This window comes from Kaistia granuli DSM 23481, assembly GCF_000380505.1.
GTDB classification, from domain to species: domain Bacteria; phylum Pseudomonadota; class Alphaproteobacteria; order Rhizobiales; family Kaistiaceae; genus Kaistia; species Kaistia granuli.
Genome location: NZ_AQYH01000010.1, coordinates 341,361 through 355,116 on the forward strand (window position 1 = coordinate 341,361; position 13,756 = coordinate 355,116).

Sequence of the window (13,756 nt, forward strand, 5' to 3'; positions counted from 1 at the left end):
AGATGGCGGATGTCGTGACGGGGCTCGTCGCCATGCCCGAGATAACTGACGGGGCGGTACGCCGCGCCGCCGTGGAGCGTGCGCGCAGTCGCGGCATCGTGCTGCCGACCTTCGCCGAGCTCGCCGGCCAGGCGCCGATCCCGGCCAAGGTAGAGGCGCGGCTCGCCGATGTCGATCCGGATGCGCCGCATGCCGAAAACCTCTGGCGGGTGCACTGGTACAACGGTCCCGACCGGCGTGGCCGCGTCGACGTGCCGGCCCATGTCGTGCTGCCACAGGCCCTGACCGGCGTTCGCGCGCCGATCGTCGTCCTGCTCGGTTCGCGCTTTCCGATGATTGGCGCCCACAAGGTGCTGCCGGCCTATGCGGGCCTCGTGACGCGGCTCGTCACCGGCCAGTTCGATCCCGACCAGAATCGCGCCGTCTGGCCGTCGACCGGCAATTATTGCCGCGGCGGCGTCGCCATCTCCCGTATCCTCGGCTGCGACGGCATCGCCGTGCTGCCCGAGGGCATGAGCCGCGAGCGCTACGACTGGCTCGAGCGCTGGGTCGCCGATCCCTCGCACATCATCCGCACGCCCGGCACCGAGAGCAACGTCAAGGAAATCTACGACAAGTGCCATGAACTGGCGGCGAGCGACGACAACGTCATCCTCAACCAGTTCTCCGCCTTCTCGAACTACATGGCGCATTACGCCTGCACGGGCGCTGCCTGCGATCGGGTGTTCACCGACGTCCAGGCGAAGCATACGGATGCCCGGCTTGCCGCCTTCGTCTCGGCCACCGGTTCCGCCGGCACGATCGCGGCAGGCGACCGCCTGAAGCAGGCGCATGGCACCCGCATCGCCGCCGTCGAGGCGCTCGAATGCCCGACCATGCTGGAGAACGGTTATGGCGAGCACAACATCCAGGGCATCGGCGACAAGCACATCCCGCTGATCCACAACGTGATGAACACGGATTTCGTCATCGCCGTCTCCGACCGGGTCAGCGACAAGCTCAACCTGCTGTTCAACACCCCGACCGGCAAGGCCTATCTGGCGTCGCGCCCGGACCTCGACGGCGATCTCGTCGCTGCCTTCGCCGAGATCGGCATTTCCGGCCTTGCCAACATTGCGGCGGCGATCAAGCTCGCCCGCTACATGGATTACGGCCCGGACGATGTCGTGATGACGATCGCCACCGACAGCGCCCGTCTCTACGAAACCGAGATGCAGGGGGCTGAAACGAAGTTCTATCCCGGCGGCTTCTCGTCTGCCGATGCCGGCGGGATCTTCGCGAGCTGCCTAGCCGAGCTGTCCGACGAGCATGTGCTCGAACTCGGCCAGCCGGGCCGGCGGCGGGTGTTCAACCTCGGTTACTACACCTGGGTCGAGCAGCAGGGCGTCACCGTCGAGGATTTCGACGGTCGCCGCCAGCAGTCCTTCTGGAAGGACATCGCCGCGTCCGTGCCCGCCTGGGACCGGCTCATCACCGAATTCAATGCCGAAGTCGGCCTGAACTAGCAGAAGCGGCCCGTGCCGCCAGCGTAAGGAGAAGCGTGTGCTGAACGCCCAGGTAGAGCCCTACGAGCGGCTCAGGGAGAATCTGTCCCAGCGCGACCGCAGTCTGCGCGAAAAGGTGATGACGCTGGAGGAAGCTGCCTCCTTCGTCCAGGACGGCATGAAGGTCGGCATCGGTGGTTCCACCATGTCGCGCACGCCGATGGCGATGATCTGGGAGCTGGTCCGCCAGCGCCGCAAGAACCTGTCCTGCTCGCGGGCCATAACCTCGACGGATGGCGACATCCTGTTCGGATCCGGCGTCTCCGACCACATCATCACCAGCTGGTTCGCGCAGGGCATCCTGTGGGGTCTGTCCAAGGTGATGCGGCGCCATGTCGAGCAGGGCCTCGCCCGCTACGAGGAATGGAGCCACATGGCGGTCGGCATGCGCTTCCGTGCCGGCGGCATGGGCGTGCCGTTCCTGCCGATCCGTTCGATGCTCGGTTCCGGCGTCATGGATCAGCGCCCCGAGGCCAAGCCGATCGATTGCCCGTTCACCGGCGAGAAGCTGCTGCTGGTGCCGGCGCTCAATCCCGACGTGGCGTTGATCCACGTCCAGCGTTGCGACGCCTATGGCAATGCGCAGATCGACGGCCTGCAGTTCATGGACATCGACCTGGCGCTTGCCGCCAACCGGGTCATCCTGACGACCGAGCGGATCGTCTCCAACGACCAGATCCGCCGCGCGCCCGACCAGACCAAGATCCCGTTCTTCTGTGTCGATGCCGTCGTCGAGGTTCCCTACGGCTCGGCGCCGCATGAGTGCTTCGGCCTGTACGAGCCGATGCTGAAGCACATGGAAGCCTATGTCGGCCAGGTCAATTCGGACCCGGTGGAAGGCATGCGCGATTACCTCGAGCGCTACTTCTACGCGCCGAAATCCTGGAACGAATACCTCTCGCTGATCGGCATGGAAGAAGTCCTCGAAGCGAGCCAGAGGGGCCGGAGCATCTACAATGACTGATACCCCGCGCTACACAGCCAGTGAGATCCTGGCGATCCTCAGCTCCCGTCAGCTGAAGGACGGGCAGGTGGTGTTCGCCGGCGTCGGCACGCCGCTTCTCGCCGCGACGCTGGCCCAGCGGCTTCGTTGCCCGGGCCTCACCATCCTGTTCGAAGGCGGTGTCGTCGGCGCCTTCGTCGAGCCCGGCAAGCTGCCGCCCTCGACCAATGACCAGCGCTGCACCAAGCGCGCCAACATGGTGCTCGGCAGCGCCGACGTGTTGCTGCTCTTGCAGCGCGGCTATGTCGACATCGGCTTCATGGGCGGCGCCCAGATCGACCAGTTCGGCAATCTGAACTCGTCCTTCATCGGCGATCCCGCCGCGCCGAAGACGCGTCTGCCCGGCACGGGTGGTGGCAACGACATCTCGAGCCTCACCAACATGATCGTGGCGATGAAGCACGAGAAGCGCCGCTTCGTGGAGCATGTCGACTTCATCACCAGCCCCGGATTCATCCGGGGCGGCACGAGCCGCGCCGAGAGCGGCCTGCCGGCCGGCGGCATGTTCCGCGTCATCACCGAACTCGCCGTCTTCGGCTTCGATGCCGAGACGCGCCGGATGAAGGTTCTGGCCCTCAATCCCGGCGTCAGCCGCGAGAACGTCCAGGACAATACCGGCTTCGACCTCGTCTTCGACGAGCAGATCGCGATCACCGCGCCGCCAACCGAGCACGAACTCGAGACGCTGCGGATGCTCGATCCCGAGCGGCTCTTCACTGCCTGATTTTTCATTGGGAGGACTTCAATGACCACTGCTCTGTCCAACACGTTCGGCATCGCCGCGCGGAACTTCGTCGCCTATCCGAACATGCCCGATGCCCGCGCGCTCGTTGACTACGGCGTCCGCGTCGAGGAGCTCGGCTACGATTCGGTATGGGTCTGGGATCACATGCTGCTCGGCGTCGACCCGAACTTCCCGATCATCGACTCGCTGACCGCGCTGACCGGCATCGCCGCCCGCACCACTCGCCTCAAGATGGGCACGGGCATCCTCGTCCTGCCGCTGCGCAATCCGGTCGCGCTCGCCAAGCAGCTTTCGTCGATGGACCAACTGTCGAATGGTCGCCTTGTCATGGGCATGGCCGCCGGCTGGTACAAGCGCGAGTTCGACGCCATGAGCCTGCCGTTCAGCAAGCGCGGCAAGATCATGGACCAGAACCTTGAGATCATGCGCCGCCTGTGGACCGAAGACCTCGTCACTGGCGACTATACGATCGAGGACGAAGCTACCGGCGTGCAGCTCAATTACAAGCTGTCGAAGGCGGTGATGTATCCCAAGCCCGCGCAGCCGCATTTGCCGATCCTGATTGGCGGCTATGCCGATGCGGCGCTGAAGCGTGCCGGCACCACCGGCGATGGCTGGCTGACCTATTTCTATCGCGCCGAAGACTTCAAGAAGTCGTGGGACAAGGTGCTCGGCTTCGCCAAGGATGCCGGCAAGGACCCGTCGAAGGTCATGAACGCCTCGCAGCTGCCGATCATGGTCGGCCCGTCCAAGGAAGCCGTCCACGACGACATGATGGACTGGCTCAACAAGGAATGGGATTTCCCGGAGCACAGCGACTGCACCCGCGAGAGCGCGATCATGGGCTCGGTCGACGAGTGCGTCGAGCAGCTTCGCGCCCATATCGACGCCGGCGTCCAGAAGATCATCTTCGTCCCCTACAAGTATCAGACGGACCAGATCGAGACGATCGCCCGCGAGATCATTCCGCGCCTGAAGGCTCTCTAAGCCGTCTTGCCAAAAGCCCCCGCGCGTTACCGCGCGGGGGCGGGCCGCTGCCATTCGCGGAAGAACAACAACGTCCAGAAGGATTCCGGGGACTTCTCCATGACCGATGCCAACCGCCAGAAGATTATCGATGCGATCGACGGGAACCGTGATCAGGCGATCCGTTTCCTGCAGGACATGATCGCCATTCCCAGCGTGACCGGCGACGAGGCCGCGATCCAGGAGTTCGTCTCCGGCTACATGACCGGGATCGGCCTCGACGTCGACATGTGGGAGACGGACTGGGAAGAGCTGAAGAAGCACCCCGGCTACCGTCCGGTCGATCGCGGCTATGAGGGGCGCCCCAACATCGTCGCCACCCGCAAGGGTACCGGTGGCGGCCGCTCGCTGCTGCTGAACGGCCATACCGACGTCATCCCGGTCGGCAATGGCGAGGGCTGGAGCGATGATCCGTGGTCGGCCGCCATCAAGGATGGCCGCATCTATGGCCGCGGCTCCTGCGACATGAAGAGCGGCGTCGCCAGCCACATCCTGGCAGTCCAGTATCTGAAGGAAGCCGGCATCGATCTGAAGGGCGATGTCTACATCAACGTCGTCATCGACGAGGAGGTGTCGGGTCACGGCACGCTCGATACCGTCATCCGCGGCTACACCGCTGACGCCGGCATCTCGGGCGAGACCAGCGATCTCGCCGTCCAGCCTGCCTGCATCGGCCGCATCTGGTTCCAGATCGACGTGCAGGGCAAGCCGGCCGGCATCCAGCAGCGCTATATGGGCATCAGCGCCATCGAGCTCGGCAACAAGGTCGTCAAGGCCGTGCAGGAGCTGGAGGATCACCGCGTCGCGACGGTGAAGCATCCGCTCTACCCGAGCGCGCTCGACTCGCTGCCCTGCATCATCGGCTCGTTCCAGGCCGGCAACTATCCGAGCGCCTTCCCGGCCAGCGCCGTGCTCAAGGGCAGCATCGGCACCGTGCCGGGCGAGGACCACGAGGGCGTCAAGCAGAGCCTCGTCGACAAGATCGCCGAAATGGCGAAGAACGATCCCTGGATGAAGGACCATCCGCCGGTCGTCCGCTTCGTCGGCTATGACGCGCAGGCGTCCGAGATCCCGCGCGACCACGGCATCGTCGAGACGGTGTGCCGGACCTATACCGAGGTGACGGGCAAGACGCCAGTGATCAGCGGCCGCCAGGGCGCCGCGGATACCCGCTTCCTGAACGAGTACGGCCATACCCCGACCGTGATCTTCGGACCGGGCTCGACGGCGGTCATGCACGCCAATGACGAATATGTCTCGATCGACGACTACCTCACCTCGATCAAGGTGATGGCGCTCAGCATCTATGACTGGTGCAACAGCGAGCCGATCGCGAAGGCCTGACGGCCGCCGACCCGCAGCGGCCCGAGGAGGGGAAGAGGCATCGCCTGGCGATGCCTCTTTTTTTATGCGCGTTTCGCTCTGGGGTTGTGCCCTGAGGTGGCTATTAATTTCGACATCAATAGTTTCTATCTTACTATAAATAGGTTGATTCTATTTTGCGCTGGGCGCAGTGTGGGCTCGATGTCAGGGCAAATGACCGTGGGGGCACACTGTCGGCTCTGCCGTCTTGCCAGTTCAGGAGACGAGGCCATGCATATTGCGGTTCTGTCCGATACGATGACCGACACGCGGGTGGCAGCCACCCCGGAGACGGTGAAGAAATACGAGACGCTGGGCGGGAAGGTCCTGGTACAGGGCGGCGCCGGCCACGGCGCCGGCTTCTCCGATCAGGAGTTCGAGCGTGCCGGTGCCCGTGTCGCGCCCGACGCCGCCACGACGGTCCGCCATGCCGACATCGTGCTGTCGGTCAACCGGCCCTCGGCAGACGTCATCCGCGCCTGCAAGCCGGGCGCGATCGTCATCGCTACCATGGATCCGCATCGCCCGGCCGACTCGCTCGACGTCATGGCGAGCGCCGGCGTCTCCGCCTTCGCCATGGAGCTTATGCCGCGCATCACCCGGGCGCAGAGCATGGACGTGCTGTCGAGCCAGGCCAATCTGGCCGGCTACCGCTCGGTGATCGACGCCTCAGCCGCTTACACGCGCTCGCTGCCGATGATGATGACCGCGGCCGGCACCGTCCCCGCCGCCCAGATCTTCGTCATGGGCGCCGGCGTCGCCGGCCTGCAGGCGATCGCCACCGCGCGGCGCCTCGGCGCCGTGGTGACGGCCACGGATGTTCGTCCGGCGGCGCGCGAACAGGTCGAGTCGCTCGGCGCCAAGTTCATCGCCGTCGAGGACGACGAGTTCAAGAAGGCCGAGGCCGCCGGCGGCTATGCCAAGGAGATGTCGAAGGCCTACCAGGCCAAGCAGGCGGAGCTCGTCAGCGAGCATCTCCGCCGCCAGGACATCGTCATCACCACAGCGCTGATCCCGGGCCGTACGGCGCCGATCCTGATCACCTCGGCGATGATCGAGCCGATGCGTGCCGGATCGGTGATCGTCGATCTCGCCGTCGAGCGCGGCGGCAATGTCGAGGGAGCGAAGGCCGGCGAGGTGGTCACCACCGCCAATGGCGTGAAGATCCTCGGCAATTCGAGCGTGCTGCGAGTCGCTGCCACCGCATCCAATCTCTATGCGCGCAATCTCTACTCGTTCGTCTCGACGCTCGTCGATCAGCGCACCGCCGACCTCGCGATCAACTGGGACGATGATCTGATCAAGAGCACCAATCTGACGCGGGGAGGGCAGATCGTTCATCCGTCCTTTGCCAACGCGCTGGCGAGCTGACCGGCTTCGCCGGCCGGCCGCGCTGACGCGGCTTCATTCCTAGTTCCATCGGCCAGCCGCAGGACGGCTCGGCACAACTCCCGCGGGCGACCGCGGGGGAACGACCTTTCTTGCGCCGCCCTCCGCGACGGCCGGTCATAATTTTGGAGGATCGTCATGACGTCTACCGCCGTCATTCAGCTGTTTGTTTTCGTGCTCGCCGGCTTTGTCGGCTTCCAGGCCATCACCCGCGTGCCGCCGTTGCTGCACACGCCGCTGATGGCAGCGACCAACGCCATCTCCGGCATTTCACTCGTCGCCTCGATCGTGCTCGCCGGCGCCAATCAGAGCCTGCTGAGCACGGTGCTCGGTACCATCGCCGTCGGTTGCGCCATGGCCAATGTCGTCGGCGGCTTCCTGATCACCGACCGCATGCTCGCCATGTTCGACAAGGCCAAGGCCACCAAGCAGGGGGAGCGCGCGAGCGCTAAGGTCCATTGATCGACGTCTTCATCCAACTGGCCTATCTGCTGGCCTCGGTCCTCTTCATCTTCGCGCTGCGTTCGCTGAGCCGCCCGGATACGGCGCGGCGCGGCATGCAGCTCGCCGCCTTCGGCATGTTCATCGCCGTCGCCGCGACGCTGCTGCATACGCGCATCGTCACCTATGAGTGGATCCTCATCGGCGCCGCCGTCGGCGCGCTGATCGGCTACCCGCTCGGCATGTGGGTGCCGATGACGGCGATGCCACAGCGCATCGCCTTCAGCCACGCCTTCGGTGCGCTGGCCGCCACCCTCGTCGGCATCGGCGAATATGCGCATCTCTATCATGAGCAGAGCCTGACCCGCGGCGTCATGACGGCGCTCGGCTTCGAAGTGCTGCTCGGCGCGCTGACGGTGACGGGAAGCTTGATGGCCTTCGGCAAGCTGCAGGAACTGCTGCCCGGCCGGCCGATCACCTTCCCCTTCCAGAATTTCTTCAACCTGGCTCTCTTCGCGCTGGGCGTCGCCGGCCTCATCTGGGTCGTGATTTTCCCCTATGACGTCTGGGTCTTCGGCCTCATCTGCGTGATTGGCCTGCTCGTCGGCATCCTGATCGTCATGCCCATCGGCGGCGCGGACATGCCGGTCGTCGTCTCGCTGCTCAACGCCTATGCCGGCCTCGCCGCCGTAGCGACCGGCTTTGCCCTCGACAATAACGTGCTGATCGTGGTTGGCGCACTGGACGGCGCCAGCGGCTTCATCCTCTCGGTCGCCATGAGCAAGGCGATGAACCGCTCCTTCGCCAACGTGCTGTTCGGCGCCTTCGGTTCCGCGAGTGGCCCGGACGAGGCGACCGCTTCCGGAGCCTCCGGCGAAATGACGGCGATCCAGGTCGACGACGCGGCGTTGCGCCTCGCCTTCGCCAATCGCGTCATCATCGTGCCGGGCTACGGCCTCGCCGTCGCGCAGGCCCAGCACCAGGCGCGCGAACTGGTCGACCTCCTGGAGAAGCGCGGCGTCGACGTACGCTTCGCCATCCATCCGGTTGCCGGCCGCATGCCCGGGCACATGAACGTGCTGCTCGCCGAGGCGGGAATCTCCTACGACAAGCTGATCGACATGGAGGACATCAACGAGCGCTTTGCCGGCACCGACGTGGCGCTGGTGGTGGGTGCCAACGACGTCGTCAATCCGGCGGCGCGCACCAACAAGAGCTCGCCGATCTACGGCATGCCGATCCTCAACGTGTCGGAAGCCACAAGCGTCATCGTGCTGAAGCGCGGCAAGGGCGCCGGCTTCTCGGGCGTCGAGAACGATCTCTTCGTCGCCCCGAAGACGACGATGCTGTTCGGCGATGCCAAGGAGTCGCTGACGCGGCTGGGCGCAGAGGTCAAGTTGGCCTAGCGTGGCAATCGGGATGGCGCCGTTGGGTCGGCGCCATCCCGTACCGATTCGGGTGCTGCCGGCATCGGCGTCGCGTCCGGCAAGCCTGGGTGGGCGCTGACCACAATAGTCTTGCTATCATTCCAAAAATAAGATGAGCTAACGACCGTAGGCGACCAGGAGGTCAGTGGCCGGCATCCGTTCGCCAGCGCTGATTAGCCCTGCATCGGGAGGATTACCATGACTGAACAGGGTGTTGGCGCGTCCTTGCTCCGGAAGGAGGATGATCGCTTCCTCCGCGGACGCGGCCAGTATGTTGCCGATATCCGCCTGCCCGGCATGAAGGACGTCGCCTTCGTTCGCTCGCCGCTGGCCCATGCCAGGATCGCTGGCATCCGCATTCCCGACGCGAATCGCGACCGCATCTATGTCGCCGCCGACCTTGAGGGCGTGAAGCCGATCGTCGCGGTGTCCGGTCTCGCCGGCTTCAAGGTGTCCGAGCAGCCGGTACTGGCCTTCGAGAAGGTGCGCCAGGTCGGGGAGCTGCTCGCGGTCTGCGTCGGCGCGTCGCGCGCCGAGGCCGAGGACCTCGCCGCCTCGGTCGAGCTCGATCTCGACGAATTGCCGGCCCTGCACGACATGATCGCCGCCCGCAAGCCCGGCGCCGCCCTGGTGCACGAGCATTGGGGCGACAACGTCTTTCTCGAGACCTTCGTCGATGTCAACATGGAGGCCGCCTACGACGCCCCGATCAAGGTGACGCGCGAGATCTCGACGGCGCGCCAGAGCATGGCGCCGATGGAAGGGCGCGGCACCGTAGCCGTCTGGGACAAGCGGATGGAGCAGCTCGTGCTCCATACCGGCAGCCAGATGCCGCACATCGTCCGCACCGGCCTCGCCGAATGCCTCGGCCTCGGCCAGGAGCAGGTCCGCATCGTTTCGCCGGATGTCGGCGGCGGCTTCGGTTACAAGGGCATCCTGCTGCCCGAGGACATCTGCCTCGCCTTCCTCGCCATGAAGCTCGACCATCCAGTGCGTTGGATCGAGGATCGCCGCGAACATCTGACGGCCGGCGCCAATTGCCGCGAGCACCATTACATCATCACCGGCTATGCCGACCGCGACGGTAAGCTGCGCGGTATCGAGTGCGAGGCGACCGTCGATTCCGGCGCCTATTCGTCCTATCCGTTCTCGGCCTGCCTGGAGGCGGCGCAGGTCGCCAGCATCCTGCCGGGCCCCTATGATTTCCCGTCCTATCGCTGCCGCACCTGGTCGGTCGCCACCAACAAGTGCCCGATCCTGCCGTATCGCGGCGTCGCCCGTACCGGCGTCTGCTACGCCCTCGAGCTGGTCCTCGACGCGATCGCCCGCGAAGCGGGGATCGAGCCGCATGAAGTTCGGCTGAAGAACCTCGTCCAGCCCGAGCAGATGCCGTTCGACAACATCACCCGCAAGCATTTCGACTCGGGCGACTATCCCGAGGCGCTGCAGCGCGCCATGGCGGCGATTGACCTCGAAGGCATCCGTGCCCGGCAGCGCCAGGGCGAGCCGGACGGGCGGCTTATCGGCATCGGACATTCGATCTATTGCGAGCAGGGCGCGCATGGCACCTCGGTCTATGCCGGCTGGGGCATTCCGATGGTGCCCGGCCATGAACAGGCGACGGCGCGGATGACGCCGGATGGTGGCCTCGAAATCCGCGTCGGCGTGCATTCGCATGGCCAGAGCATGGAGACGACGCTGCCGCAGGTCGCGCACGAGATCCTCGGCATCGACACCGCCAAGATCAAGCTCGTGCATGGCGATACCGAATACACGCCCTATTCGACGGGCAGCTGGGGCTCGCGTTGCGCCGTGATGGCGGGTGGCGCGGTGGCGACGGCGGCGCGCGAAGTGGCCGGTCTCGCCAAGGGGATCGGTGCGCATCTGCTGCAGGCCGATGTCGCCGACGTGAAGCTGGTCGATGGTCATGTCGTCGGCCCGAGCGGCAGCGTCTCTCTCGAGACGGTCGCCTTCACCTGGTACCGCCGGCCGCAGGACCTGCCGGCCTCGGTCGACCCGCGCGGACTGGAATCGACGATCGGCTACAAGCCGGTGCGCGATTCCGGCACGTTCAGCTACGCCGCGCACGCGGTTGTCGTCGCCGTGGACCCGGAAATGGGCGACATCGAGATCCTCGACTACGTCATCGTCGAAGACGGCGGCAAGCTGATCAATCCGATGGTCGTCGATGGCCAGATCTATGGCGGCCTGGCGCAGGGCATCGGCACGGCGCTCTACGAGGAGATGAACTTCGACGCCTCCGGCCAGCCGCTGGCTTCGACCTTCGCCGACTATCTGTTGCCCGGCCCGACCGAGGTGCCGGCCCCGCGCCTCGATCACATGGAGACGCTGGCGCCCTATACCGAATTCGGCGTCAAGGGCATCGGCGAGGGCGGCGCCATCGCACCGCCGGCCGCGATCGGCAACGCCGTCAACGACGCGCTCAAGGGCTTTGGCGCCGAACTGCTGCGCTCGCCGATGACGCCGAGGCGGGTGCTGGAGGCGATTCAAAGCGCGAAGCAATCAAAGGAAGTCCTTGAAATGACTCAGGGAGAGATGGCGTGAAGCCGGTCAATTTCGACTATGCGCGGCCGGCAGATGTCGGCGCGGCGCTCGCTCTCCTGGCCGACGACACGCTCGCGGTTAAGATCATGGCCGGCGGCCAGTCGCTGGGGCCGATGCTCAACATGCGGCTGGTCCAGCCCGATCTGCTGGTCGATATCGCCGGCATCGAGGAACTGAAGCAGGTGACGGACCGGCCGGACGAGATCGTCTTCGGCGCCTGCATCACCCATGCCGACATCGAGGACCGGCGCGTTCCGGACGTGACGCGCGGCGCGCTGCCTAGCGTCGCCAACGGCATCGCCTACCGGGCGGTGCGCAATCGCGGCACGGTCGGCGGCAGCCTCACCCATGCGGATCCGTCGGCCGACTGGATTTCGATACTTTCCGCCGTCGGGGCCCGGGTGACGCTGCGCGGCCCGGCCGGCAACCGCACGATCGCCGTCGAGGACTACATGCTCGGCGCGCTCGAGGCGGATCTCCGTCCCGGCGAGATGCTCGTCTCCGTCACCGTGCCCAAACTCGGCCGGTCGGCGCGCTGGGGCTACTACAAGAGCTGCCGCAAGACGGGCGAATTCGCCCATGCGATCGGCGCCTTCCTGTCCGATCCGGAACGGGGTGTCAGCCGCGTCGTCATCGGCGCCACCGAGAGCCGGCCGATCGTCGTCACCGATGCGCAGCATCTGATTGGGGACGGCCGGGCGGAGCGCCTCGATCGGGTCTTTGACAGCCACGCCGCCGCCGAAGCGATCGCCGCTGCCGGCATGGCCGATCCGATCGACCGGCAGACCCATGTCGTCGCGCTCCGGCGCGCCATCGAGCGAGCCTATTCAGCATGAACACCGTCACTCTCAAGGTAAACGGCAAGCCGGCCAGCGCCGACATCGAAGCGCGCATGCATCTGGCCGATTTCCTGCGCGACACCCAGAACCTGACCGGCACGCATATCGGCTGCGAGCATGGCGTCTGCGGCGCCTGCACCATCCTGGTCGACGGCGTGCCGACGCGCTCCTGCATCACCTTCGCCGTTGCCTGCGAGCAGGCCGAGGTGACCACCGTCGAAGGGCTCGATGCCGACGAGGTGGCGACGGAACTGCGAGCTGCCTTCAGTAAGGAGCATGGGCTCCAGTGCGGCTATTGCACGCCCGGCATGATCGTCTCGGCCCGCGACGTCGTGCTGCGCATGCAGGAGCCGACCGAGCACGAGATCCGCGTGGCGATGAGCGGCAATCTCTGCCGCTGCACCGGCTATGTCGGCATCGTCCGCGCCATCCAGGGCGTGATCGCGGCGCGACGCGCGCGCGGCATTGCCGCCATTCCCGGCGGCGACCATCGCAAGGCACTTGGCCCGGCCGGATCCGGCCATGCCACGGCCTCCGCCAACGGTACGGCCACGCGCATCCGGACCAGTCCGGCGGCTCCCGCCCTGGCGGCGGCGACCCCGGCGAAGGCTGCCGCGGCCCCGCGCCAGGAAGCTGACTGGAAGCCGCAGACGACCTTCACCGAGAGCTTCGTCGTCGGCCATCCGGTCGATGAGGTCTGGGCGTTCTTCGACCGTATCGGCGAAGTCGCGTCCTGCCTGCCGGGAGCGTCGCTCGCCGGAGAGCCGGTCGACGGCCATGTCGAGGGCCAGATCCGCATCAAGGTCGGGCCGATCTCGGCCGAGTTCCAGGGCGTGGCCGACGTCAGTCGCGACGAGGCGACCCGAACCGGCACGATCAACGGCTCTGGCAAGGACAAGCGCAGCAATTCGGCGACGCGCGGCCTGATCGGCTATGCCGTCAAGCCGGGCGACAAGCCCGGGGAGACCCGCGTCGATGTCAGCATCGGCTACACGCTGACCGGTGTTCTGGCACAGTTCGGCCGGTCCGGGCTGGTGCAGGATGTCGCCGGCCGGCTGATCGCCGCCTTCGTCAAGAATCTGGAGGCCAAGCTTTCGCATCAGTCCGGTGGCGGGGACGCCGAGGCGCCGCCCGTCATCACGGAGCTCGATGCGGGATCGCTGGTGTCTTCGGTCATCCTGGGCCGGATCAAGCGGTTCTTTGCCGCGCTGTTCGGTCGCCGCTGACAGCGGCGCAGGCTCGGCCAGGGGCGCGCGCCCGTTCGGCGGCCTCCGTCGAGCGCCATACAGGGGGTTGCCGCAGGGACTGGCTGGACGTATCGAAGTTGTGGGGGCGTTGGGTTTCGCGTCGCGATTTCGTCATCGTGACAATTTCGGGAGAGTGGCGCGACGCCTTGGTCAATCCGTCCATCGGGT

Annotated in this window: 11 protein-coding genes; all 11 read left to right on the forward strand. The window is 66.0% G+C overall.

Translation table 11 applies throughout. From position 1 onward, the window contains the following. Positions 1–2: 2 nt before the first annotated feature. The 11 genes from G342_RS0116765 to G342_RS0116815 all read left to right on the forward strand — a co-directional run bounded on the left by G342_RS0116765 (position 3) and on the right by G342_RS0116815 (position 13,567). A complete protein-coding gene (locus G342_RS0116765; protein ID WP_018184325.1) occupies positions 3–1,505 on the forward strand; it encodes a pyridoxal-phosphate dependent enzyme in 1,503 nt (500 codons plus the stop codon). Positions 1,506–1,542: 37 nt separating this feature from the next. After that, a complete protein-coding gene (locus G342_RS0116770; protein WP_018184326.1) occupies positions 1,543–2,508 on the forward strand; it encodes a CoA transferase subunit A in 966 nt (321 codons plus the stop codon). Beyond that, entirely contained in the window at positions 2,501–3,271 is a 771-nt protein-coding gene (locus tag G342_RS0116775; RefSeq protein ID WP_018184327.1) for a CoA-transferase subunit beta, read from the forward strand. Before G342_RS0116770 ends, G342_RS0116775 begins: the two co-directional genes overlap by 8 nt. A 21-nt stretch (positions 3,272–3,292) precedes the next feature. After that, complete coding sequence (locus G342_RS0116780; protein ID WP_018184328.1) at positions 3,293–4,279, forward strand: LLM class flavin-dependent oxidoreductase; 987 nt, start codon at positions 3,293–3,295, stop codon at positions 4,277–4,279. A gap of 99 nt (positions 4,280–4,378) precedes the next feature. Beyond that, positions 4,379–5,662 carry an ArgE/DapE family deacylase gene (locus tag G342_RS0116785; RefSeq protein WP_018184329.1) on the forward strand — a complete coding sequence of 428 codons (1,284 nt, stop codon included), beginning with the start codon at positions 4,379–4,381 and terminating at the stop codon, positions 5,660–5,662. A 249-nt stretch (positions 5,663–5,911) separates the two neighbouring features. After that, positions 5,912–7,051, forward strand: coding sequence for a Re/Si-specific NAD(P)(+) transhydrogenase subunit alpha (locus G342_RS0116790; RefSeq protein WP_018184330.1), 1,140 nt, complete (start codon positions 5,912–5,914; stop codon positions 7,049–7,051). Positions 7,052–7,207: 156 nt separating this feature from the next. After that, entirely contained in the window at positions 7,208–7,531 is a 324-nt protein-coding gene (locus G342_RS0116795; protein WP_018184331.1) for an NAD(P) transhydrogenase subunit alpha part 2, read from the forward strand. Then, positions 7,528–8,916: an NAD(P)(+) transhydrogenase (Re/Si-specific) subunit beta gene (locus G342_RS0116800; RefSeq protein ID WP_018184332.1), complete on the forward strand. Its 1,389-nt coding sequence runs from the start codon at positions 7,528–7,530 to the stop codon at positions 8,914–8,916. Before G342_RS0116795 ends, G342_RS0116800 begins: the two co-directional genes overlap by 4 nt. Positions 8,917–9,135: 219 nt before the next feature. Next, a complete protein-coding gene (locus G342_RS0116805; RefSeq protein ID WP_026304531.1) occupies positions 9,136–11,502 on the forward strand; it encodes a xanthine dehydrogenase family protein molybdopterin-binding subunit in 2,367 nt (788 codons plus the stop codon). After that, positions 11,499–12,338: an FAD binding domain-containing protein gene (locus tag G342_RS0116810; RefSeq protein ID WP_018184334.1), complete on the forward strand. Its 840-nt coding sequence runs from the start codon at positions 11,499–11,501 to the stop codon at positions 12,336–12,338. The genes G342_RS0116805 and G342_RS0116810 overlap by 4 nt, the downstream gene beginning before the upstream one ends. Further along, positions 12,335–13,567 carry a xanthine dehydrogenase family Fe-S subunit gene (locus G342_RS0116815; RefSeq protein ID WP_018184335.1) on the forward strand — a complete coding sequence of 411 codons (1,233 nt, stop codon included), beginning with the start codon at positions 12,335–12,337 and terminating at the stop codon, positions 13,565–13,567. The genes G342_RS0116810 and G342_RS0116815 overlap by 4 nt, the downstream gene beginning before the upstream one ends. The last annotated feature ends 189 nt before the right edge of the window (positions 13,568–13,756 follow it).